Origin of the sequence: Gulbenkiania mobilis (genome assembly GCA_004346645.1) — a bacterium.
GTDB classification, from domain to species: domain Bacteria; phylum Pseudomonadota; class Gammaproteobacteria; order Burkholderiales; family Chromobacteriaceae; genus Gulbenkiania; species Gulbenkiania mobilis.
In genome coordinates, this window is the sequence record SMDA01000003.1 from 170092 (window position 1) to 194151 (window position 24060).

Here is a 24060-nt window from a genome sequence, read left to right on the forward strand (position 1 = left end):
CATGAACCCGTCCAGCTGCTACCGCCTGGCTGCCTGGCTGTTTATCCTTTGCCTGCTGTCTCCCGTGCACGCCTGGAGCCGCCCCTTCCGCATCTGCCTGGAAGACTGGCCTCCCCATGCCTTTGTGGCGGGCACCAGCGTCACCGGACCCAGCGTGGACATTTATCGCGAGGCACTGGCCAACTTGGGCATCCACACGGTGGAGTTTCTGCCGATTTCGTACAACCGCTGCTCGGAGGAGGTACGGCTGGGTACGATGGACATGAAGCTCTTCGTGCTGGCCAATGAGCTGCCGGACCTGCCGACCACCCGCGAACCCACCGAATACTGGCTCCTTGCGGCTATCGTGCACCGTGACGCCCCTTGGCAACGCTTCACCGGGCTGGAAACCTTCCGCAGCAGCCTGGTTGGTACCGTGGAAGGGTACGTGTATCCGGAGGCCCTTGCCCGTTTCATTGCTCCACGGGCGCGCATGACCTTCTCACCGGTGCAGGCTTACCGGCAGCTGGAAAACCGGCGGGTAGACGTGGTGTTCCTGGACCTGGTGGACTTCGAAACACGCAACCGCGCCCTCGGCCTGCCTTTGCGCGCACTACGCCCGCTGGTGAATGCGCAGCCCCTGTATGCTGCCTTGGCCCGGCCGCACGCAGCACTGGCGCCACGGCTCAGCCGGGTGCTGCGTGCGATGCGGCGCAGTGGCCGTTTCGACACCCTCTACCGTCAGCATACCGGTCAGGGCTTTGGCGAATGGCGTCAACAGGCGGAGCTGGCAGAAGGCAGCCGCTGACATCGCCCGTTAAAAACCCCGCCGAAGCGGGGTTTTTAACGAAGTTGCCTGTCCTCAGGCCGGTTGCCGCAGCGCAGGCGGCAAGGCGAAGGAGGTGGTTTCTTCCACACCGGGCAGCTCGGTCACCGTGGCACCGCCATAGTTGCGGATGGCCTCGATCACCGCTTGCACCAGGACCTCGGGGGCACTGGCGCCGGCCGTCACGCCGATCTGTCTGCGATCCTGCAGCCAGGCCGGGTCCAGTTGGCTGGCGTTGTCGATCATGTAGGCCTCAACGCCGCGCAGGGCCGCCACTTCGCGCAAGCGATTGGAATTGGAACTGTTGGGTGAGCCGACCACGATCACCAGGTCACAGGCTTCGGCCAAGGTCTTCACCGCATCCTGCCGGTTCTGTGTCGCGTAGCAGATGTCGTCCTTCTTGGGGCTGGCAATCTGCGGAAAGCGGCGGCGCAGCACGGCAATGATGTCTTGGGTCTCGTCCACCGACAGCGTGGTCTGGCTGACGTAAGCCAATGCCTCCGGGTTGCTCACCTGCAGGGCCTCGGCCTCCTCCACGTTCTGCACCAGATACATGCGGTCCGACACCTGGCCCATCGTGCCTTCGGTTTCGGGATGCCCGGCGTGGCCGATCATGATGATCTCCATGCCAGCCTTATGCATCCGCTTCACTTCCACATGCACCTTGGTCACCAGCGGACAGGTGGCGTCGAACACACGCAAGCCGCGCGACTCGGCCTCGTGGCGCACCGACTGGGGCACACCGTGGGCCGAGTAGATCAGCGTGGCGCCCGCAGGCACATCGTCCAGCTCTTCGATGAAGATGGCCCCCTTGTCACGCAGGTTGTCCACCACGAAACGGTTGTGCACCACTTCGTGCCGCACATAGATCGGGGCGCCGTAGCGTTCCAGCGCCCGCTCGACGATGGCGATGGCCCGGTCCACCCCGGCGCAGAAGCCACGGGGGTTGGCGAGCATGATGGTCTTGTTCATCGCATTCCTTGCGTTTTACATGAAACAGGGTTGGCCGAAGCACCCTTCGGCCAACCCTCTGCAGCCGCTCTGTTCAGGGCTTGCGGAAGCTATCGATCACCATCAGCACGGCACCGACACAGATGAAGCTATCTGCCAGGTTGAAGGCGGGATAGTACCAGTCGCGGTAGTAGAGCTGGATGAAATCGATCACATGGCCATGCACCAGCCGGTCGATGACGTTGCCCAGCGCCCCGCCCACGATGAAGGCGGCCGCCAGGTTCATCATCTCCGAGAAGCGCCCCTTCACCACGTTCCATGCCAGCCAGCTGGAGACACCGAAGGCCAGCAGGGTGAAGAAGTGCTTTTGCCAGCCCCCAGCCCCCGCGAGGAAGCTGAAGGCCGCCCCGGGATTGTAGAGCAGCGTGAAGTTGAAGAAGCCGGGCACGACAGGCCGGACCTCTCCAAACTGGTAATGGCCGTTGAAGTAGATCTTGCTCCACTGGTCGACCACGATGATCGCCACCGCCACTAGCAGCCACCTCAACCAACGCCCCTTCTCGGCCCGCCCTACCGGTGCCGAAGCCAGATCATGCATGCGTGCGTACCTCGCCTTGTCCGTCGATGTTGTCTACGCAACGACCGCAGATGGCGCCATGACCGGAATGGGTTCCAACATCGGCCGTATAGTGCCAGCAGCGATCGCACTTGGCATGCTCAGACGGGGTGACCGTGACGGAAGTTTCCGTGCCGGCCGCGAGCGTGGCGCGGGACACGATCAGCACGTACTTCAGGTCGTCCCCCAGGCTGGCCAGCAAGGGATACAGCGTGTTATCTGCCGTAATGTCCACTTCGGCCTGCAGCGAGGAGCCGATCTTCTTGTCGGTGCGAAGGGTCTCGATGTCCTTGTTCAGCTGGGCCCGGAAGGCGCGGATAGTGTTCCACTTTTCCAGCAGCGCCGACTCGGCCTCGGCCTCCACCATCGGGAACTCGTGCCAAGTATGGTAGAGGGTGGATTCCTCCTCGCTGCGTGTCAGCACTTCCCAGGCTTCCTCGGCAGTGAAGCACAGCACCGGCGCCACCAGGAGCAGCAGGCTGCGGGTGATGTGATAGAGCGCGGTCTGCGCGCTGCGACGTGCCGCACTGTTGGCCTTGGTGGTGTAGAGGCGATCCTTCAGCACGTCCAGGTAGAAGGCGCCCAGGTCTTCCGAGCAATAGTTCACCAGCTCTTGCATCACGTGATGGAAGGCATAGCGGCTGTAGAGCTCGCCCGCCACGCGCGTCTGCAGGCTCTTGGCCAGCAGCACCGCATAACGGTCCACCTCCAGCAGCGCCTCGAACGGCAACGCGTCGTCCAGCGGATCGAAATCCGACAGATTGGCCATCAGGAAGCACAGGGTGTTGCGCAGGCGGCGATAGCTCTCGGTTACCCGCTTGAGAATCTCGTCCGAGAAGGCCAGTTCGCCCGAATAGTCGGTCTGCGCCACCCACAGCCGCAGGATGTCGGCGCCCAGCGTGTCGTTGACCTTCTGTGGGGCAACGACGTTGCCGCGCGATTTGGACATCTTGCGGCCCTCGCCGTCCACCACGAAGCCGTGCGTGAGCAGCTGTTTGTAGGGCGCACGACCGCTGGTGGCGCAGCCGGTGAGCATCGAGCTCTGGAACCATCCTCGGTGCTGGTCGGAGCCTTCCAGATACAGGTCGGCCGGCCAGGCCAGCTCCGGGCGCTGCTTGAGCACTGCAAAATGCGTCGAGCCCGAGTCGAACCATACGTCCAGCGTATCCGTCAGCTTGCGGTACTCGGTGGCCTCCTCGCCCAGCAGTTCGGCCGGGTCCAGGCTGAACCAGGCTTCAATGCCCTGTTGCTCGATCCGCAGCGCCACTTCTTCGAGCAGCTGGGCCGACCGTGGGTGCAGTTCGCCGGATTCACGGTGTACGAAGAAGGTCATCGGCACACCCCAGTTGCGCTGGCGCGAGACGCACCAGTCAGGGCGGTTGCCAATCATGGCCTCAAGACGCGCCCGCCCCCACGCGGGGAAGAACTCGGTGGACTCCACGGCAAGGTTGGCCTTGGTGCGCAGCGTCTGGCCGTCGTTGCCGGCCTTGTCCATACCGATAAACCATTGTGCTGTGGCACGGAAAATGATCGGTGTCTTGTGGCGCCAGCAATGCGGATAGCTGTGCTTGAGCCGTACGTTGGCCAGAAGGGCTCCCCGTTCCTCCAGCACCTCGATGACCTTCGGGTTGGCTTCCCACACCGTCAGTCCGGCAAACAGGGGCGTGCTGGACTTGTAGCGGCCGTCGTCTGCCACCGGATTCTCCACCGGCAGCCCGTACTGCTGACCGATCTGGAAGTCCTCCAGACCATGCGCCGGCGCGGTGTGCACCAGGCCGGTACCGGCATCGGTGGTGACATGTCTACCGCAGATGATGGCCACGGTGCGGTCATAGAAAGGATGCTGCAGACGGATCAAATCCAGCGTCTCACCACTGGCTTCGCCCAGCACATGGGCGTTTTCCACGCCATAGCGGGCCAGAGCGCTTTCGGCCAGCTCTTTTACCAGAATCAGCTTGCCCTTTGGCGTGTCGATCAACTGGTAGGTGTGGTCGGGGCTCACGGAAACTGCCTGGTTGGCGGGCAACGTCCACGGTGTGGTGGTCCAGATCACCGCATAGCCATCGTCCACGCTGTCGGGTAGACCAAAGGCGGCAGCCAGGCGGTCGCCATCCAGCACCCTGAAGGCCACGTCGATGGCCGGGGAGTTCTTGTCCTCATACTCCACCTCGGCCTCGGCCAGTGCCGAGCCACACTCGATGCACCAGTGCACCGGCTTTTCCCCCTTGAAGAGGTAGCCGTTCTCGTAGATCTTGCCCAGCGTGCGCACGATGTCGGCTTCGGTCTTGAAGTCCATCGTCAGGTAGGGGTTGTCCCAGTCGCCCAGCACGCCCAGACGGATGAAGTCTTTTTTCTGGCGGGCAATCTGCTCATGGGCATACTCGCGGCAGAGCTCGCGGAACTTGGCAGCAGGAATGTTCTTCCCGTGCAGTTTTTCCACCATCAGTTCGATCGGCAGGCCGTGGCAGTCCCAGCCCGGCACGTAGGGCGCATCGAAGCCCGCCAGCGTCTTGGAGCGGACGATGATGTCCTTCAGTACCTTGTTCACCGCATGACCGGCATGAATGTCCCCGTTGGCGTACGGCGGACCGTCATGCAAGATGAACTTGGGCCTACCTGCCGCCAGTCGGCGCAGCTTCTCGTAGCGTTTCTGGTCTTGCCAGCGCTTGATCCAGCCCGGCTCGCGCCGGGCAAGGTCGCCACGCATCGGCAGCGGCGAATCCAGCAGGTTTACGGTCTTGCGATAGTCGATGGTCATGCGTTTTCTCGTTGCAAACTGGAGAGATAGGTTCGGGCTTGGTCCGCATCGCGCTCGATCTGCGCGACCAAGTCCGGAAGAGTCTCGTAGCGCGCTTCATCGCGCAGCTTTTTCAGGAAGCGCACCCGGATGCGCTGTCCGTAGAGAGAATGGCCGAAGTCGAAGAGATGGACCTCTAGCTTGTACTCCGGCGTGTCGCTCACCGTAGGGTTGAGCCCCAGGCTGGCCACGCCTCCCACCACCCCGAAAGGGGTGTCCACGCTGACGACAAACACGCCCGAAAGCGCCGGTCGACGGTGGGGAAGATGGACGTTTGCCGTGGGAAAGCCCAGCGTTCGGCCAAGCTTGCGGCCGTGCACTACACGCCCAGATATCTGATATGGCCGGCCAAGCAGCCGGGCAGCAGCCTCCAGATCACCGGCTTCCAGTCGCTCCCGAACCAGGGTGCTGGACGCTCGCTCCCCCTGCACCAGGACCGACGGCATCGCCTCGGTGACAAAGTCAGGACAACCAGCCAGTAATTCGAAATTGCCACTTCGGTCGGCGCCGAACTGGAAATCATCGCCAATCAGCAGGTAACGCGTCTGCAGGGCCTCCACTAACACGGTCCTGATGAAATCGCTGGCGGACATGCGGGAAAAGGCGTGGTTGAAACGGTAGACGAACACCCGGTCCACCAGCTTACGCTCATCAAGATAACCGAGCTTGTCGCGCAAGGTAGACAGCCGGGCAGGCGGCAGGCCCTTTGCAAAGAATTCGCGAGGGTGGGGTTCGAAGGTCAGGAGCGCGGAGGGCAGTCCGCGCGCGCGCGCTTCGTCCCGCAGGCGGGCGAGCATCTTCTGGTGCCCCAGGTGGACACCGTCGAAATTGCCTATGGTCAGCGCACAGCCAGACAGACCAAAGCGGTGCGGATTGCCGAAATATACCTGCATTGTCCGTCAGCGTTTCATGGAAACTTTCGATTCTAGCGGCAGGCGCGCGCCACCGTCCAGCCGCGGGTAGCTCGCGGAAAAACAAAAAGCCCTGCAAAAGCAGGGCTTTGAGCTTTCAGCCAGGGAGGACTTACTTGGCCGGCTGCTGGACAACCGATTCCTTGGAGGTATCGATGGTCACTTCGACGCGGCGATCGCCTTCCACGCAAGCCTTCAGGGCGGTGCGCTTCAGCTTCTGAGCCTGACATTGCTGGGTCAGTTGAGTCTCGGACTCGCCCTTGCCCACTGCAGTGACTTTCTCGGCCGGTACACCGTTGGCAACGAAGTAGTTGCGTACGGCGTTGGCACGACGCTCGGACAGCGCCTGGTTGTATTTCTCGGTGCCGAAGAAGTCGGTGTGGCCGGCCACTTCAACGCCACGCAGGTTGGCGTCGCCCTTCAGGCGTGCAACCAGCGGATCCAGTTCGTTCTTGGCATCGGCGCGCAGGGTGGCCTTGTCAAAGTCGAACAGAACCTTGGCGGACAGGGTAACTTTTTCTTTCACGGCCACCAGGACAGGCTTCGGAGCCTCGGCAACCGGGGCAACCGGAGCGCGGTCACCGCACTCGACCAGGCCATGCTGGGCCTTGTCGAAGGTACCGGTGCGCCAGCATTCGCCGTAGTTGTTGCGTACGACGTTGTCGGTAGCTTGGTCGGTCAGATAGCCAGGCTTAACGGCGTAAGCGCTGGCCGAAACCATCAGAGCAGCAGCCAGGGCACTCAGTTTCAGCATTTTAGTCATGTTATTCCCTCTTTTTTTCAGGGCAGGTCATCCGGAGAATGCCAGCCGAATCAAAATTTACTGCAAACGACAGGGGAGCTTCGTCTGTGTTATGCAGCTACCTCGAACTATAGGAATGCGATAAGCCAGTGTCAACACAGCAGGTACAGCAATCAGCGTGCGCGTTGCGTTTACGGTCCTCTTTGCGACGTCATGCGATTGCCGGGGACTTACCCTACCGTCATGCGCCTGTCTTGCTTCGACGACGGAACAGCGGCTCCGGTTCCCGCCATGTGGAATGGTACCGCTCGCTAAAGTCCTGCAGCCCCTGCATGTGCAGGGCAATTTCCTTGCCCGGCTTGAGCTCGAAGGCATCGAAGCCTACCTGCCACAGATAGTGCAGCACGTCCTTCCATACGTCGCCCACGGCGCGCATCTCCCCTGAGAACCCATAGCGTTCCCGCAGCAGGCGTCCGATGCTGTAGCCCCTGCCGTCGGTGAAAGAGGGAAAATCGACGGCAATGAGTGGCAATACGTCAAGGTCGGACACAAGCAGGCCCGGGTCTTCGTCCGGTGCCAGCCACACGGCCGTGCGGCCGGTGCGCTGGCGCCAGTCAGCGCTGCGCCAGGCGTTCAGAGGGACGATCACATCCGTGTCTGTTGGGACTTGGGGCAGTACACCTGCTTCGTCCGGTCGCACCAGCCGCCAGTTGTCCTCGACGATCGCCCCATCCTTAATGATGCTTCGCATACACACGCTCCTTGAAGGGGTCAAGACCAATGCGGCGGACGGTGTCGATGAAGGGCTCGCTGGCCTGCCGCTGTTCGAGGTACACCTGCATGATCTTTTCGAACACGTCAGGAATCTGCGCCTGGGCAAATGAAGGTCCGATTACCTTGCCGATGGCGGTGTGGTTGCCCTGGCTGCCGCCCAGCGTGATCTGGTACCACTCCTCGCCGTTCTTGTCGACGCCGAGGATGCCGATGTTGCCGATATGGTGGTGACCACAGGCATTCATGCAGCCGGACATGTTGCAGTCGATCTCCCCCAGGTCGTAAAGGTGGTCCAGGTTGTCGAAGCGCTCCTGAATCGCCTGGGCCACCGGGATGGACTTGGCGTTGGCCAGCGAGCAGAAGTCTCCGCCCGGACAGCAGATGATGTCGGTCAGCAGGCCGATGTTGGGGGTGGCGAAGCCTTGCTCGCGTGCCAACTGCCACACGGTGTAGAGGTCGTCCTCGCGCACGTCCGGGAGGATAAGGTTCTGCTCGTGTGCCACCCGCAGCTCGCCAAAGCCGAACCGGTCGGCCCAGTCGGCTGCATGCTCCATCTGTTCGGCGGTAATGTCGCCGGGCGGCACGCCCGTCTTCTTGAGCGACAGCACCACAGAACGGTAACCGGGATGACGGTGCAGGCGGGTGTTGCGCTCCACCCAGCGGGCAAAGACGCGGTCTTCGGCCAACCTTGCGGCCAAGGTTTCCGAGAAGGCCGGCAACGTCTCGTAAGGTGGATCGACGAAGAAGCTGGCGAAGTGGGCCACGTCCTCATCGCGCAGCGTGGAAGGGCCATCCTTGAGGTGCTGCCACTCGTCCTCGACCTTGGCGGCGAAGCCCTCGGCGGTCATGGCCTTGACCAGAATCTTGATCCGCGCTTTGTACTTGTTGTCACGTCGGCCGAAGCGGTTGTAGACGCGTAGTACCGCATCCAGATAGGTCAGCAGGTGGCGGGTAGGCAGGAAGGGGCGAATCACCTCGCCCACCATGGGAGTACGCCCCAGCCCCCCGCCCACAATGACCTTGAATCCGACCTCCCCACCTTCATCGCGTACCACGTGCAGGCCAATGTCGTGCACCCAGGTAGCGGCCCGGTCCTCGGTGCTGCCTGAGACGGCAATCTTGAACTTACGGGGCAGGAAAGCGAACTCGGGGTGCAGCGTGCTCCACTGGCGAATGATCTCGCAGTACGGCCGCGGGTCGATCAGCTCGTCGGCGGCCACGCCGGCAAAGGCATCGGTCGTGGTGTTACGCACGCAGTTGCCCGAGGTCTGGATGGCATGCATGTCCACCTCGGCAAGCTCATCCAGAATGTCGGGCACCTGCTCCAGCGCAGGCCAGTTGAACTGAATGTTCTGGCGAGTGGTGAAGTGCCCGTAGCCCCGGTCGTAGGTCCGTGCGATATGGGCCAGCTTGCGCAGCTGCCGGCTGGAGAGGTGGCCGTAGGGGATGGCGATGCGCAGCATCGGGGCGTGTCGCTGGATGTAGAGGCCGTTCATCAGCCGCAAGGGGCGGAATTCCTCCTCGCTCAGCTCGCCGGCAAGAAAGCGTCGGGTCTGGTCGCGGAACTGCTCAGCCCGCTCCTTCACGATGCGGCGGTCGATTTCGTCATAAAGGTACATGGCGGTCCTAGAGGCTAAAGACGGCAGAGAAGCTCAGGCCGCAGGGCGCTTGAGCGGGCTGGCCTGTACATGCAGGCCGCACTCCTTGGTATCCGGGTTCTCCCACCACCAGCGACCGGCCCGGACATCCTCGCCAACGGCGATTGCACGCGTACACGGGCTGCAGCCGATGGAAGGATAATGGCGGTCGTGCAGGGCGTTGTATGGCACCCCATGCCGTCGGATGTAGGCCCAGACATCCGTTTCGGTCCAGTCGATGAGGGGGTTGTACTTCATCAGTCCGTTGTCGGTATCGTAGGCCTCGGCCCCGAGATCCTGCCGGGTGGGCGACTGTTCACGGCGCAGTCCGGTCAGCCATGCGTCCTGTCCGGCCAGCGCACGTCGCAGCGGCTCGATTTTGCGCACCTGGCAGCAGGCCTTGCGCGCTTCCACACTCTGGTAGAAACCGTTGATGCCGTGTGTATTGACATAGGCTTCGGTCGCGGCAGTATCTGGGTAGTACACCCGCACCGGCAGCACTGGGTAGCGGCTGCCCACCTCCTGCATCAGGGCGTAGGTTTCGGCAGGCAGGCGCCCGGTGTCGAGGCTGAAGGTGGCAAACGGTAGCCCCAAGCGGGCCACGATGTCTGTCAGCACCATGTCCTCGGCGCCATAGCTGTTGGCCAGCACCACCCGCTGGTGACGCGCGGCGATCGCATGCAGCAGGGCTTCGGTGGCGGCGAGGCGGTCTTCCAGGCTCATGGGATAATCCGGTCGGGTTGAGGGAGGTTGCCCGATGGTAGCGGATGCCTTATAAACACAAAAGAATATTGTGTTAGTATTTAATTACTTCTGGTTTTAACAAAGCGGCAAGATCATGAAACTCCAGCAGCTGCGCTATCTCGTCGAAGTGGCCAAGCAGGGCCTGAACGTGTCCGAGGCTGCGGAAAAGCTCCACACCTCGCAACCGGGTATTTCCAAGCAGATACGCCTTCTGGAGGACGAACTGGGCATTCAGGTGTTCATTCGCAATGGCAAGCGGGTGGTGGCGGTGTCCGAGCCGGGCAAGGAAGTGCTCAGGATCGCCGAACGCATCCTGCGCGAGGCGCAAAATCTGAAACGCGTGGGGGAAGAGTTTTCGCGTGAGGCCGAAGGCGCCCTGACGGTGGCCACCACCCACACCCAAGCCCGCTATGCGCTGCCCCAGACGATCGCGGCTTTCGTGCAGAAGCACCCGAAGGTCAAGCTGTCCATCAAGCAGGGCAGCCCCACGCAGATCTGCGAGATGGTGGTGGCAGGCGAGGCGGACTTGGCCATCGCGACCGAAGGGATTGCGCTCTACAAGGACCTGGCCATGCTCCCTTGCTATGCGTGGAACCGGAGCGTGGTGGTGCCGGAAAACCACGCTCTACTGGCGCTGGAGCGGCCGATCACGCTGGAAGATATTGCCGCCTACCCGATTGTGACCTACGACTTTGCCTTTGCCGGACGCAGCAAGATCAACAAGGCCTTCGCCACCGCTGGGCTCAGTCCCAATGTGGTGCTGACCGCCATCGACACCGACGTGATCAAGACCTATGTCAGCCTGGGCCTTGGCATTGGCATCATCGCCACGATGGCATTCGAACCCGAACGCGACCGGGGGCTGTGCGCCCTCGATGCCGGCCACCTGTTCGAACCGTCTACCACCAAGATCGGTATCCGCAAGGATGCCTATCTGCGAGGGTTCGCCTATACCTTCATCGAGCTGTTCGCGCCCCACCTGCACCGTAAGGAGGTGGAGGCTGCGCTGCTGGCACACGCCCGCGAGGAAGCCTGAGGGTTCCGTCCCCAGCAGGGTTGGCCGAAGCCGCAAAGCAAAACGCCCCGGTTGCTTGCCGGGGCGTTTCTGCTGAAGGCGGTGCTCAGAGCGTCAGACCACCGGTCACTTCGATGGCTGCGCCGTTAATGTAGCTGGCCTCATCCGACGCGAGGAAGGCGTACACATTCGCGATTTCCTCGGGGCGGGCCATGCGCTTCATCGGCACCTTGTCTTCCATGGCCTGGATCACCTTCTCGGGCATGGCCTTCAGGATGGGGGTAGCCACAAAGCCCGGGCAGACCGCATTGGCGCGGATGCCCTTCTTGCCCAGCTCCTTGGCCCAGGTCTTCACGAAACCAATCACGCCGAACTTGGTAGCTGCGTAATTGGTCTGGCCAAAGTTGCCGTACACGCCCACCACGGACGAGGCATTGAGGATTACGCCACTGCCCTGCTCCACCATGGTGTCGACCACGGCACGGGCACAGTTGTAGACGCCTTTCAGGTTGATGTCGATCACCTTGTCGAACTGCTCCTCGGTCATCTTGGCGAGCTGTGCGTCCATCACGATGCCGGCGTTGTTCACCAGCACGTCGATACGGCCGTAACGGCTCTTCAGGTCACCGACCATGTCCGCAATCTGGCTCTTGTTGGTCACATCCACCTGATAACCCACGGCCTCGCCACCGGCGGCCTTGAGCGACTCGACGACTTCATTTACCGCATCGAGGTTCAGGTCGCACACAGCAACGATGGCGCCTTCCTTGACGAACTTCTCGGCGGTGGCCTTGCCGATCCCGCTGGCTGCACCAGTGATGATCGACACTTTCCCTTTCAATCGCATGGTTTTTCCTTCATTTCACGAGGGTTGCAGGCAACCCGACCCACGGGCCGGCTGTTTGTGCTCCACCAACGACCTCCAGGTGCAAGTGCCTGTTTTTTTATATTTTTTGGACAAACAAAAACGCGGAAGGTTTTGTGCGCCGCAATAGCTGCACCGCACAAAACCGGCGTTGCACTATAGCGCACTCCCTTCCGCGGGTAAAGCAAACGCTCTAGAGGCTTATTCGATGCCCTTGCTTGCCAGATAGTCCTCGTAGTTGCCTTGGTAGAGCTCATAGCCGCCCTTGCCGTCGAGTTCCAGCACCTGTGTGGCCAGACTGCTCACGAACTGCCGGTCGTGCGACACGAAGATCAGGGTGCCCTTGTATTTCTCCAGCGCCATGTTCAGCGCCTCGATGGATTCCATGTCCATGTGGTTGGTCGGCTCGTCCATGATGAGTACGTTGGGTTTTTGCAGCAGCAGCTTGCCGTACAGCATGCGCCCCTTCTCCCCACCGGATAGCACCCGCACGGGCTTGCCCACCTCGTCCCCGCCGAAGAGAAGACGGCCGAGCGTGCCGCGGATCACCTGTTCATCGTCGCCATCCTGCCCCCACTGGCGCATCCACTCGGTCAGCGTCATGTCGCTGTCAAACTCTTCCTCATGGTCTTGCGCGTAATAGCCGATCAAAGCCTTCTCGGCCCACTTGATGGTCCCGGCATCCGCTGTCAGGCCGTCGGCATACTTGGTTTCGAAGGCACCGGCCAGCAGGCGCACCAGCGAGGTCTTACCGGCGCCGTTGGGGCCGATGATCGCCAGACGCTGGCCGGCTTCTAGGATGAAGCCCAGATCGCGGAACAGTACCTTGCTGTCGTACCACTTACCCAACCCGTCCACCTCCACTGCTTGGCGGTGGAGCTTGTAGCGCTCGTCAGCCTCAAAGCGGATGAACGGACTCTGCCGGCTGGAGGGCTTCACCTCCACCATGTCGGCCTTGAGCTTGTCCACCTGCTTGAGACGGCTGGTGGCCTGACGGGCCTTGGACTTGTTGGCCGAAAAGCGGGCCACAAACTCCTGCAGCTCCTGGATGCGCTCCTTGGCCTTGGCGTTCGAGGCCAGCTGCCGCTCGCGCGCCTGGGTGGAGGCGATCATGTAATCATCGTAGTTGCCCGGGTAGATGCGGATGGTGTTGTAGTCCAGGTCCGCCATGTGGGTGCAGACCGAATTCAGGAAGTGCCGATCGTGCGAGATGATGATCATGGTGGAGTTGCGCTCGTTGAGCACGTTCTCCAGCCAGCGGATGGTGTTGATGTCGAGGTTGTTGGTCGGTTCGTCCAGAAGCAGGATGTCCGGGTTGGAGAACAGCGCCTGCGCCAGCAGCACGCGCAGCTTCCAGCCGGGTGCCACCTCGCTCATCGGGCCGAAGTGCTGCTCTACCGGGATGCCCACCCCCATCAAGAGTTCGCCGGCACGGGCTTCAGCGGTATAGCCGTCGTACTCGGCAAACTTGGCCTCCAGCTCGGCGGCATGCATGTAGTCGTCTTCGGTGGCCTCCGGATTGGCATAGATGGCATCGCGCTCGGTCATCGCCGCCCACATCTCGGTATGCCCCATCAGCACCACGTCGATCACGCGCTGGCTTTCGTAGGCAAACTGGTCCTGGCGTAGTTTGCCAAGGCGCAGGCCGTTCTCGATTGCCACCTCGCCCGACGTCGGCTCCAGATCGCCCCCAAGGATCTTCATGAAGGTGGACTTGCCCGAACCGTTGGCGCCGATCAGACCATAGCGGTTGCCTTCGCCGAATTTGACCGAAACCTTCTCGAAGAGGGGTTTCGCGCCAAACTGCATGGTAATGTTGTTGGTGGTAATCACGCGTGCAATCCTTAAAGCCGGTTACCGTAAGTATCGGAAAAACGTGGGATTCTAGCACGGAAAGCCAGGTTGGCCGAAGACCGCCCGGCCCGTTGCGTCGCAAGGTTACGCTCTTTTGCCGCTCTGGCGAATTCCGCTACAATCGGAGGCCTTTGACATTCCCTCTCTTCTGAATAGGCTTACTATGCTCACCGGTAGCTTGGTTGCCCTGATCACCCCGATGCACGGGGATGGCAGGGTGGATTTCGAAGCCTTGGCCCGCCTCGTGGAATTCCATATCGACAATGGCACCGATGGCATCGTTGCCGTCGGCACCACGGGTGAATCGGCCACGCTTGCAGTCGAGGAACACATCGCCGTTGTCGAGGCCGTCATCAAGCAGGCGGCCGGGCGCGTGCCGGTCGTGGCAGGTACGGGCGCAAACGCCACGGCCGAAGCCATCGAGTTGAGCCGTGCCGCCAAGCAGGCAGGAGCGGCAGCCGCCCTCTCCGTCGTGCCCTACTACAACAAGCCCACGCAGGAAGGGATGTACCAGCACTTCCGGGCCATCGCCGAAGCCGTCGAACTGCCGCTCATCCTTTACAATGTGCCGGGCCGTACGGTAGCGGATATGCAAAACGACACCGTGCTGCGCTTGGCCCAGATCGACAATATCGTCGGCCTGAAGGATGCCACCGGGGATATCGGCCGTGCGTGCGACCTGATCCGCCGCGCCCCGGCAGACTTCGCTCTCTACTCCGGCGACGACCCGACAGGCATGGCCTTCATGCTCTGCGGCGGTCACGGGGTGATCTCGGTCACCGCCAACGTGGCACCCAAGAGCATGAGCGCGCTGTGCAAGGCCGCCCGTGCTGGTGAGGCCGCAGCGGCCCGTGCCATCAACGACACACTGCAGGGCCTGCACAAGCACCTGTTTGCCGAACCGAACCCCATTCCGGCCAAGTGGGCCCTTGCCCGCATGGGCCTGATCGGGCAGGGCATCCGCCTGCCGCTGACCCCGTTGAACGACCAGTCCATTCCGGCGGTCGAAGCTGCAATGAAACAGGCTGGCGTCCTTTAAGCCAGCAGATGGAGACTGCATGAACTACCGTGTACCCTTTGCCATCCTGCTGACAGCCGGCGCCCTGACTGGCTGCAGCCTGATGGGCGGCAGCGCCGACAAGAAGCTGGATTACCGCTCCTTCGAACCCAAGACCGGCAACAACCTCGAAGTGCCGCCGGACCTGACCGCCCCGCAGATCCAGAATAAATACGCCATTCCCTCCACCGGTCCGGCCACAGCCAGTGCCCAAGCACAGGCGCAGACCGGACAGCCGGCTGTAGCCACGAGTGGCGGCGTGCTGGCCCCGGTGCAGGACGCCCATATTGAACGGGCGGGTAGCCAGCGCTGGCTGGTGGTGGACAACCGCAGCCCGGCAGAGCTGTGGCCGGTACTGAAAGCCTTCTGGCAGGACAGCGGCTTCGTCATCAAGACCGAAGAGCCCGATCTGGGCATTCTGGAAACCGACTGGGCCGAGAACCGGGCCAAGCTACCCAACGACATGCTGCGCAAGCTGCTGGAAACCACCGGCCTGGGCGGCATCTACTCGACCGCAGAACGCGACAAGTTCCGTATTCGGCTGGAAAAGGGCCAGAACGGTACCGAAGTTTATTTCACCCATCGCGGCATGGCGGAGGTTTATGTCGACGAGAAGAAGGACGAAACCCGCTGGCAACCGCGTCCGGCCGATCCCGAGCTGGAGGCCGAATTCCTCTCCCGCTTCATGGTGCGTCTGGGCCTGACGGAAGAAAAAGCCAAGGCCCAGGCAAAAGCCGCGGCCGCTCCCGCAGCAACCGCACCGGTAGCGGCACGCGCCCGCCTGACGGACGGCGCCTTGGAAGTCAGCGACAACTTCGACCGGGCTTGGCGACGTGTCGGGTTGGCCTTGGATCGGGTGGGTCTGGTCGTGACCGACCGGGACCGTTCTGCAGGCACCTATTACGTTAAGCCGGCCGAGAACGAGGCCACGGAAACGGGTAAGAAGCCGGGCGGTTTCTGGTCTGGGCTGGCGTTCTGGCGCAGCGACAAGAACGAGGCCGGCGTACCCAAGGGTCAGGACCTCCGCGTGCAGGTCAAGGAAACCGCACCGGGCACGAGCCGCGTAGTACTGACCGATGCGCAGGGCCGTCCCCTTCAGGATGGTTTCGGCCGCACGGCACTGTCTAGACTGCAGACCGAACTGCAATAAAGCCCGCATCAGCTGGAAACATAAAGCCCGTCCAAGGACGGGCTTTTTTACGCACACGGTAAAACCTTAGGGCTGGCTCGAGAAGTGGCAATCATCTTCTCACAGCGCCTGGCTCCTTCCGGAGGGCATAAAAAAACCGGCTCGCTCGAGCCGGTTTTTTGCGTAACCCTAAAAGGATTACTGAGCAGCGGAAGCAGCCGGAGCCGAAGCGTCAGCAGCAGCAGCCGAAGCGTCGGCAGCCGGAGCCGAAGCGTCGGTGGTAGCCTCAACAGCCGGAGCCGAAGCTTCAACGGCCGGAGCGGAAGCTTCTACCGGAGCTTCTTCTTTCTTGCCGCAAGCAGAAAGAGCAACGGCCAGCAGGGCAGCAACGAGGAGCGACTGTTTCATTTTTCTTTACCTTTAAAGATAAGTTGAACAAGACATCAGTAAATCGTTCTGCAAATAGCGAACGACTGAAAATTCATCAGTGGGCAAGATTGTAGCATGAAAAAAACGGCTGTGTAGGGCCGGCAACGCACAAAAACCGCACTGCAGCAAGCCGTGCTTTCCACGAGGCAACTATATTAGCCGAACAGTTGTTTCAACCATATGTAGTCAGATCAATCCAGCCGTTCTTAAGCCACCGTTACGAAAGCAGATGTCGCAATTAAGCAACATCTGATGCTTCATGCCAATATCCTGACAGATAACCCTCGTACAGCGTGTCCAGCATTTCTTCACTGACCGGCCCCGCAGCCAAGCGTCGCGCATTGGCAAACTGTTGCCATTGCACGACATCCTGCGAAGGGACGTTCAGCCGTTCACCATTACAGAACACGGCTTCACCAAGGTAGAGAATCTGACTCTTCGGATCGAGCACCAGTCCGGCCGTGTGCACTACGTCTTCAAATGTCGCCTCATCCATCGGATCGTCCGGGGCGTCGTAAAAGACATGCGCCTTGGGTTCGGTGAGGTAATGGCCGAGGAAGTCGCCAACCGTGTCGCGATCCCAGACGATGCGATCGAGCATGCTGGCCACCTGCTCCACCATTGGAGTCTCTATAGCAGCCGGCGTACCTGTCAGCGCGAGATCCGGGTCGCTGTAGCGCCCCTCCATGCAGATGCGATCCTGCAGATAGACGAGGAACTGCGTGGTGAGCTCTTGGGCAGTGGGCGCCCGGAATCCGATCGAATAGGTCATGCCTGGTTCGAGGGCCACCCCGTAATGCGCGTACTTGGGGGGCAGGTACAGCATGTCGCCTTCCTCCAAGATGTACTCTTCCTCCACCTGGAAGTCCTGCAGCACGCGAATGGGCTCGTTCTCCAGGAAGCGCTCGTCTTTCTGGGCCGATATTTGCCAGCGCTTGCGCCCGCCTACCTGCAGCAGAAATACGTCATAGGAGTCGAAATGCGGGCCTACAGTCCCGCCCGGTGGGGCATAACTGATCATCAGGTCGTCCAAGCGTGCGTACGGGACGAAGTTGAACCGCCACAACAGGGCATCAATGTGTGGCAGATGATGGTTGACGCTCTGCACCAAGAGCGTCCAGTCACTCTCTGGCAGGCGCCGGAAGCGGGAAGGACGGAAGGGCCCGCGCTCTAAATGCCAGTGGCCGCCGCGGTTCTCGATCAGCCGGGATTCCACATCATCACGCAGGGCCAGTTCGGCCAACCCTTCGAAACCGACAGGTGGGCCGACGTCGGTCACCGCCTTGCGAATGAGCAGCGGTTTCTTATGCCAATACTCTGTGAGGAACTGTTCGGGCGTCAGGCCGCCCAAGGGGGGTACGGAACTCATGTTGCTTTACTCGGTGAGCCGGGGAGGCAATGGTTTACAATAGAGGGACACGCAAGGGATCTCTCGCGTTCACGCTTGCGGGCGAAGGAATGTTTTCCACGCGGCTGCCAAGCCTTTCCATTTATCCAGCACGGACTATACGCATGCAAATCGCCAAAAACACCGTCGTTACGCTTCATTACGAAATGTTCGACGCGAACAACACTCTTCTGGACAAGACCGAGGAGCCGATCAGCTATCTGCATGGCGGATATGACGGCATTTTCCCGCTGGTCGAAGAAGCCCTGCAGGGCAAGGCTGTGGGGGACTCGGTCGATGTCACCATGCAGCCGGACGACGCCTTCGGTGACCCGGAAGAAGAACTGGTACGCGTCGAGCCGCTCGATGTATTCCCCTCCGATGTCGAGGTCGGCATGATGTTCGAAGCCGACGATCCGGAAACCGGCGAAGTGCTGCTGTTCCGCGTGACCGACATTGCGGACGGCAAGGCCGTTGTCGATGCAAACCACCCTCTGGCCGGGCAGACCATCCGTTTTGTAGCCAAGGTAGTCGAGGTTCGCCCCGCTTCCGAGGAAGAGCAGTCGCACGGCCACGCACACGGCGAGCACGGGCATCACCACTGATCCCCGCAAGCGCCTGAAGCCTCAATGCCCGCCTGTCACCTAGGCGGGCTTTTCATTGCCGGGGTACGATACACGCCCCAGCCGGTGGCCAAACCCAGCGTCAGAATCAGGCCGAAACGGACAAAGTCTGCCGCATGCGCAGTCTGCCACAGCCAGCTCAGGTGTACGCAGCCGGCCACGACCAGCACCAGCACCAGAAGGCCCAGCAGGCGTCGCCAGAGGTCGAAGCGCAGTGGCCATGCCTGTAGCGCGGCCCAGTGACCGATCCAGGCCCCGGCAGCCAGGCCGACGCACACATCCACCGGCCAGTGCACCCCGATGGCCAGGCGCGACCAGGCCACCGCCATCATCAGCAGGCACAAGCCCAGTCGTGCCCACAGTGGCAGGGTGAAGGCAGAGGCATACCACCCCGCCAGATAGCTGACAGCCATTGCATGGCCGGAAGGAAAAGAGGCGTTGCCGGGCAAACGATCGAGCAGCTGGACCAGCGGCCCCAGTACTAGGGGCGGACGGGGTTCGGCCCACAGCGCCTTGAGCAGCACCGTCAGCAAGATCACCCCTGTGGAGCCGAATACCAGCGGCAACAGGCGCTCGCGATGGTGATAGGCGATCGGAAACAACAAGGCCACCACCGTGATCCAGTCGCCAAACAGGGTGAGCACGCGCCACAACCCGGCAGGCAGCCCCCGGCTGACGGTGTGGGCCCAAAGGAAGGCCTGGGTATTGAGTTCTGGCTGCCAAGTAAACAGCAGCGCCAGCGGCAGCATCAGCAAGGCCAGATGACGCGGACTCATGGACGTCTCCCCTGGGTGACACGCTCGTTACCGCCCAGGTCGGTTGTGGTAGTCACGTCGCAGAACCCGGCACTTTCGAACAGATGGCGTACCGCCCTGCCCTGGTCGTAGCCATGCTCAACCAGCAGCCAGCCGCCCGGCACCAACCAGTAGGGCGCTTCTTGGGCGACATGCCGCAGGCAGCTCAGCCCGTCATCACCGTCGGTCAGTGCCAGCTGAGGTTCGAACCGGACGTCGCCCTGTGCGAGGTGCGGGTCGCCGGCCGGGATGTAGGGCGGATTGGAAACGATGAGTTCGAAGCGTTCCGCCGAAGGCAGTGGCGTGAACCAGCTGCCCTGCAGGAAACGTACGTTGGCCGAAAGGGCCTCGGCGTTGCGGCGTGCTACCTCCAGCGCAGCCGGCGAGACATCCACCGCAGAAACCGCACAGTGCGGGGCCTCCAGTGCGAGAGTGATGGCCACGGCACCGCTGCCGGTACCGAGGTCCAGCACCCGGCAGCGGCCGAGTGTGGCCGCCCGCTCCAGCGCGGCTTCCACCAGGTGCTCGGTATCTGGACGCGGAATCAGCACCGCCGGACTGACTTGGAAAGGTCGGCCGAAAAACTCGCGCGCGCCCAAAAGATAGGCTACCGGCTCGCCTGCCAGACGGCGCCCGGCAAGATCGGCGAACGCCGCCTCCGTCTCGGGCAGCAGGGTCCGGTCGCCATGGGCAATCAAATCCACATGGCTGCAGCCACTGGCATGCATCAGCAGCAGCCGCGCCTCAAGGCGTGGCAACGGGAAAGCCTGAAGGGCCTGGGCAAGGGTGGTCATAGCAGGAACAGCGTAGCCAAGCCCAAAAAGATGAAGAACCCGCCGGAATCGGTACACGCGGTAATCATCACGCTGGAGCCGACCGCCGGATCGCGGCCAAAGCGCTCCATCGTCAGCGGAATGAACACGCCCATTGTGGCCGCCAGCATCAGGTTGAGCGTCATCGCCGCCATCATCACCAGGCCCAGCGCCATGCTGCTGTACAGCGCCCAGGCCAGCACGCCCAGCGCACTGCCCCAGACGATGCCATTGATGATGCTCACGCCCAGCTCCTTGCGCCACAGCCGCACCGCCTGGCCACGCTGCAATTGCCCCATCGCCAAGGCCCGCACGATCATCGTAATCGTCTGGTTGCCCGAGTTGCCTCCGATACCGGCTACGATGGGCATCAATGCCGCCAAGGCCACGATCTTCTGGATCGAACCTTCAAAGGCACCGATCACGCGCGACGCCACAAAAGCCGTGCCCAGGTTGACGGCCAACCAAGCCCAGCGGTTCCGCACCGAGTTGATCACCGGTGCGAACAGGTCCTCCTCTTCCTTCAGGCCGGCGAGGTTGAGGACGTCGGACTCTGACTCCTCACGGATCACATCCACCATCTCGTCCACCGTCAGGCGGCCGATCAGCTTGCCTTGGGTGTCCACTACCGGCGCGGTGATCAGGTCGTAGCGCTCGAAGGCCAGCGCGGCCTCTTCGGCGTCCTCTTCGGGATGGAAGGTCACCACATCGGTGGCCATCACCGCCCCTACCAGCGCCTCCGGGTCGGAGACCAGCAACTTGCGGATGGACAACACCCCTTTAAGGTGCTCGTCCTCATCCACAACGAAAATCTTGTCGGTATGGTCCGGCAGCTCGTCGAAGCGGCGCAGATAGCGCAAGACCACCTCGCAGGTGACATCGGCACGGATCTTGACCAGCTCGAAGTCCATCAGCGCGCCGACCTGCCCCTCTTCGTAGGACAAGGCGGACTGCAGTTGCTCCCGCTCCTCCTCGTCGAGCGAACCCATCACCTCGTACACCACCTGGCGCGGCAGGTCGGGTGCCAGGTCAGCCAGCTCGTCGGCATCCAGCTCGCCCACTGCAGCCACGAGCTCGTCCTTGTCCATCGACTCGATCAGCGACTCGCGAACGGCATCGGACACTTCGAGCAGAATGTCACCGTCGTGCTCGGCACGCACCAGGTCCCAGACCAGCATCCGGTCCTCGAGCGGCAGCGACTCCAGAATGTAAGCGATGTCGGCCGGATGCAGCTGGGCCAGCTTTTGCTGCAGCTCGGTGAGGTTCTGCTTGTGGACCAACGTCTCGACGAGGTCATGCCGTGGCATGTCCTGGCGATGGACGAGCTCCTCTACCAGGCGCTGGCGTTCAATCAGCCGCTGGACCTGGCTCAGGTTGTCTTGCAGACGATCGGTGGGTTGTTTCTTGTCGACAACCGTCATGCACGCCTCCTTCCGCCGCAAGGGCGAGAGCGCAGGGCGCACCACGGTTTGCTGCGGCGGGGTTTAACAGGTAAGGGGGTAACGCTTTTCTGTTACGGGGTAACTGGGTAAGTCCATACGTTAAAACCGCGCCTCGTACGCGGCAGCAACGAAAGAAAGGCGGGATTCTAGCATGGCAGGCCCAGCCGCGACCACCCGTAAGCGGGCGGTGCGGCAAGCCATTCAGGGCAGATCGGCATAGGGCAGGCGACGCAGGATGATACGCGTCTTGCGCGCCAGCCCGCGGGCATTGCGATGCTCGTCGTAATAGCGGGGATTGGGCACCATGGCGGCCAGCTTGGCAGCCTGTGGCGCCGAGAGGCGGGAAGCGGAAATGCCGTAATAGTGCCGTGCGGCAGCCTCGGCACCGAACACGCCGTTCCCCCACTCGATCACGTTGAGGTAGATCTCGAAGATGCGGCGTTTGTCCATCACCGCCTCCAGCATGACGGTGATGATCGCCTCCTCCAGCTTGCGCCAAGGCGTCTTGCGGCTGGAGAGAAACAGGTTCTTGGCCAGTTGCTGACTGATAGTGGAGCCGCCGGCCACGATGCGTCCCTGCTTCATGTTCTTTTCGAAGGCAGCTTCCATGCCATCCCAGTCGAACCCTTCGTGATCGACGAACTTGGCATCCTCTGCCGCAATCAGCGCCCGTTTCAGGTTGGGGGAAATGCGCTCGTAGGACACCCACTTGTGGCGCAGCTCGGCGTTGGGGTCGGTTTCCTGCAGGCGGGCCAGCTGCTCGGTCATGAAGGCGCTGGCCGAAGGATTGTTGGTACGCCAGTAAACGATATGGCCGAAGATCCACAGCTGGTACAGGATGAACAGCACCAGCAGTGCGGCCAGGACTTTCAGAAAGACACGCATCGGACACTCTTTGCCGCCGGACAGGGCGGCCCTGCAAACATCGGCCCGGATCATGCGCCACGGCCCGCCAGAAAGGCGGGCCGCGAAAAACCGGGGGTGAAAGAACCTTACGCGAGCACTTCGCGCAGCATGTTGGTGACCTTGCGCGTTTCCGGCTGACGGCCCCGCCAGATGCGGTAGGACTCGGCGGCCTGTTCCACCAGCATGCCCAGCCCGTCGGCCAGCATACCGGCATTCTCTGCCTGGGCGCGTTTGAGGAAAGGCGTCAGCCCCTTGCTGTAGACCATGTCGTAGGCCAGTGTACGGGCGGTGAAGATACCTGGCGGAATCGGCGGCAAATCGTTGTTCAGGCTAGTGGAGGTGGCGTTGATGACAAGATCGAAGTGCTTGTCGCGCAGGTCTTCATACCCGACAGCGCTCACGCTGCCGTGATCCGCAAAGTGGTGCGCCAGCGACTCGGCCTTGATCAGCGTCCGGTTGGCAATGGTGACCGAGGCCGGTTTCTCCGCCAGGATGGGACCGAGCACGCCCCGTACCGCGCCGCCCGCGCCAAGGATCAGCACCTGCTTGCCGACGATCGGCACATCGAGGTTGTCCACGATGTCGCGCACGATGCCAACGCCGTCGGTGTTGTCCCCCAGGATGCGCCCGTCCTCGGTGAAGGTCAGTGTGTTGACCGCCTCGGCAGCCCGGGCGCGATCCGTCAGTTCGGTGGACATGCGACAGGCATTGCCCTTGAACGGCAAGGTGACGTTGAGCCCCTTGCCCCCTTGGGCGATGAAGGCACGCACCACTTCCTCGAAGCGGCCGACCTCGGCGAACAGCTTCTCGTAACGGATGTCCTCGCCGTTGGCCTTGGCAAACTCGTTGTGGATGAAAGGCGACTGGCTATGGGAAACGGGGTTGCCGATGACGGCATAGCGGTCGGTCATGGAAGTTCAGTCCCTGGGTAAGTGTGATCGCTGCAGGCAGGCCCGGAAGGCTGCAAGCATTTTGGGCAACACTTTGCCCCGAAGCCGGCCAAACATCAACCGGGATCAACCCCGCAAGGTTGGCCGAAACCTTGGTCGGCCTGCTCAGCCCTGCGTCCAGGGCAGGCCCGAGGCCTTCCAACCATCCTGCCGGCCCCGGTGGCCCTCGGCGTCCTTCTGCCCCTCGAAGCCGTCCAGCACGTTGTACGCTTCCGTAAAGCCGAGCGAAGCGGCCACCCTGGCTGCCTCGTCAGAGCGTGCACCGGTGCGGCACAGAAACAGCACTACCCGCTCCCGGTCCACCTGCTGGGTCAGCTGCGTAGCGAAATGCGGATTGGGCTGCATACCAGGGAAAGTCTTGTATTCGATCCGCACGGCATCGGGCACCGTTCCCACAAACTGCCACTCGGCCGCGCTGCGCACATCGACCAAAGTGGCATGAGGCAATCCCTGCATCAGGGCAAACGCTTCCCGTGGCGTTACTGCGCCGGCATAGGGCAGGTCCTGGGCTTCGCGCCGCTGGCGGGCACGCTCGAGAATCTCGCTGATCTGGCTCATGAAGCCCTCCTCGTTCGGATGAAAGAATGCAGCATCATTATTGTTCAGGACCGACGGTGCCGCCAAACACCGAGCGCGCACCATTCTGGAGCACCACTGCTGTGTGCGCACCAAAACAGGGCAAGCCGGCAGGCTGGAAATGTTTTATCCTGCACCAACACTAGGCGATTTCGGCATTGGCGGGTTGGCACGGTTCATGCTTTTGGCTGCCCGTCACATGTTTTGCGATTCTTCCCGGCCCGCGCCGGGTGATTTCTAGGAG

The 24060-nt window shown here is 61.9% G+C and carries 23 protein-coding genes; 5 read left to right on the plus strand and 18 right to left on the minus strand.

The features are described 5' to 3' along the window. Nucleotide 1 precedes the first annotated feature (1 nt). Entirely contained in the window at nucleotides 2-787 is a 786-nt protein-coding gene (locus EV669_RS05765; protein WP_132098131.1) for a substrate-binding periplasmic protein, read from the plus strand. 54 nt (nucleotides 788-841) lie between these two features. Here EV669_RS05765 and ispH read toward each other — a convergent pair whose 3' ends face one another. From ispH to EV669_RS05805, 8 genes are all read right to left on the minus strand, one after another. Then, nucleotides 842-1777 carry a 4-hydroxy-3-methylbut-2-enyl diphosphate reductase gene (gene ispH / locus EV669_RS05770; RefSeq protein ID WP_132098132.1) on the minus strand — a complete coding sequence of 312 codons (936 nt, stop codon included), beginning with the start codon at nucleotides 1775-1777 and terminating at the stop codon, nucleotides 842-844. Nucleotides 1778-1850: 73 nt separating this feature from the next. Continuing rightward, complete coding sequence (gene lspA, locus EV669_RS05775) at nucleotides 1851-2354, minus strand: signal peptidase II (protein WP_132098133.1); 504 nt, start codon at nucleotides 2352-2354, stop codon at nucleotides 1851-1853. After that, nucleotides 2347-5130: an isoleucine--tRNA ligase gene (gene ileS, locus EV669_RS05780; RefSeq protein ID WP_132098134.1), complete on the minus strand. Its 2784-nt coding sequence runs from the start codon at nucleotides 5128-5130 to the stop codon at nucleotides 2347-2349. Before ileS ends, lspA begins: the two co-directional genes overlap by 8 nt. Beyond that, nucleotides 5127-6062, minus strand: coding sequence for a bifunctional riboflavin kinase/FAD synthetase (locus tag EV669_RS05785; RefSeq protein WP_054284606.1), 936 nt, complete (start codon nucleotides 6060-6062; stop codon nucleotides 5127-5129). Before EV669_RS05785 ends, ileS begins: the two co-directional genes overlap by 4 nt. 130 nt (nucleotides 6063-6192) lie before the next feature. Then, nucleotides 6193-6843, minus strand: coding sequence for an OmpA family protein (locus EV669_RS05790; protein ID WP_054284605.1), 651 nt, complete (start codon nucleotides 6841-6843; stop codon nucleotides 6193-6195). Nucleotides 6844-7063: 220 nt separating this feature from the next. Next, on the minus strand, nucleotides 7064-7573 hold the full coding sequence (locus tag EV669_RS05795; protein ID WP_132098135.1) for a DUF934 domain-containing protein: 510 nt from the start codon (nucleotides 7571-7573) through the stop codon (nucleotides 7064-7066). Beyond that, nucleotides 7557-9215 (minus strand): nitrite/sulfite reductase, encoded by a 1659-nt coding sequence (locus tag EV669_RS05800; RefSeq protein WP_055433125.1) that lies wholly within the window; start codon nucleotides 9213-9215, stop codon nucleotides 7557-7559. The genes EV669_RS05795 and EV669_RS05800 overlap by 17 nt, the downstream gene beginning before the upstream one ends. Before the next feature lie 33 nt (nucleotides 9216-9248). Further along, nucleotides 9249-9956 carry a phosphoadenylyl-sulfate reductase gene (locus tag EV669_RS05805; protein WP_054284602.1) on the minus strand — a complete coding sequence of 236 codons (708 nt, stop codon included), beginning with the start codon at nucleotides 9954-9956 and terminating at the stop codon, nucleotides 9249-9251. Nucleotides 9957-10071: 115 nt separating this feature from the next. Between EV669_RS05805 and cysB the strand changes: the two genes are divergently transcribed. Then, entirely contained in the window at nucleotides 10072-11013 is a 942-nt protein-coding gene (gene cysB, locus EV669_RS05810) for an HTH-type transcriptional regulator CysB (RefSeq protein WP_055433126.1), read from the plus strand. A gap of 85 nt (nucleotides 11014-11098) precedes the next feature. Here the strand turns inward: cysB and fabG are convergent, their stop codons facing one another. Beyond that, complete coding sequence (fabG, locus tag EV669_RS05815; RefSeq protein WP_054284600.1) at nucleotides 11099-11839, minus strand: 3-oxoacyl-ACP reductase FabG; 741 nt, start codon at nucleotides 11837-11839, stop codon at nucleotides 11099-11101. A gap of 219 nt (nucleotides 11840-12058) precedes the next feature. Continuing rightward, nucleotides 12059-13690, minus strand: a complete 1632-nt coding sequence (locus tag EV669_RS05820; protein ID WP_054284599.1) for an ABC-F family ATPase — start codon at nucleotides 13688-13690, stop codon at nucleotides 12059-12061. 184 nt (nucleotides 13691-13874) lie between these two features. Here EV669_RS05820 and dapA point away from each other — a divergent pair, with 184 nt between their 5' ends. Next, a complete protein-coding gene (gene dapA, locus EV669_RS05825) occupies nucleotides 13875-14750 on the plus strand; it encodes a 4-hydroxy-tetrahydrodipicolinate synthase (protein WP_055433128.1) in 876 nt (291 codons plus the stop codon). Between the two features lie 19 nt (nucleotides 14751-14769). Continuing rightward, entirely contained in the window at nucleotides 14770-15918 is a 1149-nt protein-coding gene (gene bamC / locus EV669_RS05830) for an outer membrane protein assembly factor BamC (protein ID WP_054284597.1), read from the plus strand. A gap of 177 nt (nucleotides 15919-16095) precedes the next feature. On the opposite strand, the gene EV669_RS05835 is transcribed toward bamC, so the two are convergent. Then, on the minus strand, nucleotides 16096-16305 hold the full coding sequence (locus EV669_RS05835; RefSeq protein ID WP_072242780.1) for a hypothetical protein: 210 nt from the start codon (nucleotides 16303-16305) through the stop codon (nucleotides 16096-16098). Nucleotides 16306-16564: 259 nt separating this feature from the next. Next, the gene (locus EV669_RS05840; RefSeq protein WP_055433129.1) at nucleotides 16565-17695 is read right to left on the minus strand and encodes a ribosomal protein uL16 3-hydroxylase; all 1131 of its coding nucleotides are present in this window, start codon (nucleotides 17693-17695) and stop codon (nucleotides 16565-16567) included. Nucleotides 17696-17838: 143 nt separating this feature from the next. Between EV669_RS05840 and EV669_RS05845 the strand changes: the two genes are divergently transcribed. Beyond that, the gene (locus EV669_RS05845; protein ID WP_054284595.1) at nucleotides 17839-18318 is read left to right on the plus strand and encodes an FKBP-type peptidyl-prolyl cis-trans isomerase; all 480 of its coding nucleotides are present in this window, start codon (nucleotides 17839-17841) and stop codon (nucleotides 18316-18318) included. 35 nt (nucleotides 18319-18353) lie between these two features. Here the strand turns inward: EV669_RS05845 and EV669_RS05850 are convergent, their stop codons facing one another. The 6 genes from EV669_RS05850 to EV669_RS05875 all read right to left on the minus strand — a co-directional run bounded on the left by EV669_RS05850 (nucleotide 18354) and on the right by EV669_RS05875 (nucleotide 23798). Further along, nucleotides 18354-19112, minus strand: a complete 759-nt coding sequence (locus EV669_RS05850) for a phosphatase PAP2 family protein (protein WP_055433130.1) — start codon at nucleotides 19110-19112, stop codon at nucleotides 18354-18356. After that, a complete protein-coding gene (prmC, locus tag EV669_RS05855) occupies nucleotides 19109-19924 on the minus strand; it encodes a peptide chain release factor N(5)-glutamine methyltransferase (protein WP_132098136.1) in 816 nt (271 codons plus the stop codon). Before prmC ends, EV669_RS05850 begins: the two co-directional genes overlap by 4 nt. Further along, nucleotides 19921-21363, minus strand: coding sequence for a magnesium transporter (gene mgtE, locus EV669_RS05860; protein ID WP_132098137.1), 1443 nt, complete (start codon nucleotides 21361-21363; stop codon nucleotides 19921-19923). Before mgtE ends, prmC begins: the two co-directional genes overlap by 4 nt. 222 nt (nucleotides 21364-21585) lie before the next feature. Continuing rightward, nucleotides 21586-22269, minus strand: coding sequence for a monofunctional biosynthetic peptidoglycan transglycosylase (gene mtgA / locus EV669_RS05865; RefSeq protein WP_054284768.1), 684 nt, complete (start codon nucleotides 22267-22269; stop codon nucleotides 21586-21588). Nucleotides 22270-22376: 107 nt separating this feature from the next. Next, a complete protein-coding gene (gene aroE / locus EV669_RS05870) occupies nucleotides 22377-23201 on the minus strand; it encodes a shikimate dehydrogenase (protein ID WP_132098138.1) in 825 nt (274 codons plus the stop codon). Between the two features lie 144 nt (nucleotides 23202-23345). Continuing rightward, nucleotides 23346-23798 carry a rhodanese-like domain-containing protein gene (locus tag EV669_RS05875; RefSeq protein WP_055433414.1) on the minus strand — a complete coding sequence of 151 codons (453 nt, stop codon included), beginning with the start codon at nucleotides 23796-23798 and terminating at the stop codon, nucleotides 23346-23348. Between the last annotated feature and the right edge of the window lie 262 nt (nucleotides 23799-24060).

Excerpts from the sequence above, each read along its gene's own strand:
- fabG (WP_054284600.1), bottom strand. The coding sequence starts at position 11,839 with ATGCGATTGAAAGGGAAAGTGTCGATCATCACTGGTGCAGCCAGCGGG.
- cysB (WP_055433126.1), top strand. The coding sequence starts at position 10,072 with ATGAAACTCCAGCAGCTGCGCTATCTCGTCGAAGTGGCCAAGCAGGGC.
- EV669_RS05790 (WP_054284605.1), bottom strand. The coding sequence starts at position 6,843 with ATGACTAAAATGCTGAAACTGAGTGCCCTGGCTGCTGCTCTGATGGTT.
- EV669_RS05765 (WP_132098131.1), top strand. The coding sequence starts at position 2 with ATGAACCCGTCCAGCTGCTACCGCCTGGCTGCCTGGCTGTTTATCCTT.
- ileS (WP_132098134.1), bottom strand. The coding sequence starts at position 5,130 with ATGACCATCGACTATCGCAAGACCGTAAACCTGCTGGATTCGCCGCTG.
- aroE (WP_132098138.1), bottom strand. The coding sequence starts at position 23,201 with ATGACCGACCGCTATGCCGTCATCGGCAACCCCGTTTCCCATAGCCAG.
- ispH (WP_132098132.1), bottom strand. The coding sequence starts at position 1,777 with ATGAACAAGACCATCATGCTCGCCAACCCCCGTGGCTTCTGCGCCGGG.
- dapA (WP_055433128.1), top strand. The coding sequence starts at position 13,875 with ATGCTCACCGGTAGCTTGGTTGCCCTGATCACCCCGATGCACGGGGAT.
- EV669_RS05835 (WP_072242780.1), bottom strand. The coding sequence starts at position 16,305 with ATGAAACAGTCGCTCCTCGTTGCTGCCCTGCTGGCCGTTGCTCTTTCT.
- EV669_RS05800 (WP_055433125.1), bottom strand. The coding sequence starts at position 9,215 with ATGTACCTTTATGACGAAATCGACCGCCGCATCGTGAAGGAGCGGGCT.
- EV669_RS05840 (WP_055433129.1), bottom strand. The coding sequence starts at position 17,695 with ATGAGTTCCGTACCCCCCTTGGGCGGCCTGACGCCCGAACAGTTCCTC.
- mgtE (WP_132098137.1), bottom strand. The coding sequence starts at position 21,363 with ATGACGGTTGTCGACAAGAAACAACCCACCGATCGTCTGCAAGACAAC.
- EV669_RS05785 (WP_054284606.1), bottom strand. The coding sequence starts at position 6,062 with ATGCAGGTATATTTCGGCAATCCGCACCGCTTTGGTCTGTCTGGCTGT.
- EV669_RS05805 (WP_054284602.1), bottom strand. The coding sequence starts at position 9,956 with ATGAGCCTGGAAGACCGCCTCGCCGCCACCGAAGCCCTGCTGCATGCG.
- EV669_RS05845 (WP_054284595.1), top strand. The coding sequence starts at position 17,839 with ATGCAAATCGCCAAAAACACCGTCGTTACGCTTCATTACGAAATGTTC.
- EV669_RS05795 (WP_132098135.1), bottom strand. The coding sequence starts at position 7,573 with ATGCGAAGCATCATTAAGGATGGGGCGATCGTCGAGGACAACTGGCGG.
- EV669_RS05850 (WP_055433130.1), bottom strand. The coding sequence starts at position 19,112 with ATGAGTCCGCGTCATCTGGCCTTGCTGATGCTGCCGCTGGCGCTGCTG.
- lspA (WP_132098133.1), bottom strand. The coding sequence starts at position 2,354 with ATGCATGATCTGGCTTCGGCACCGGTAGGGCGGGCCGAGAAGGGGCGT.
- mtgA (WP_054284768.1), bottom strand. The coding sequence starts at position 22,269 with ATGCGTGTCTTTCTGAAAGTCCTGGCCGCACTGCTGGTGCTGTTCATC.
- prmC (WP_132098136.1), bottom strand. The coding sequence starts at position 19,924 with ATGACCACCCTTGCCCAGGCCCTTCAGGCTTTCCCGTTGCCACGCCTT.
- bamC (WP_054284597.1), top strand. The coding sequence starts at position 14,770 with ATGAACTACCGTGTACCCTTTGCCATCCTGCTGACAGCCGGCGCCCTG.
- EV669_RS05875 (WP_055433414.1), bottom strand. The coding sequence starts at position 23,798 with ATGAGCCAGATCAGCGAGATTCTCGAGCGTGCCCGCCAGCGGCGCGAA.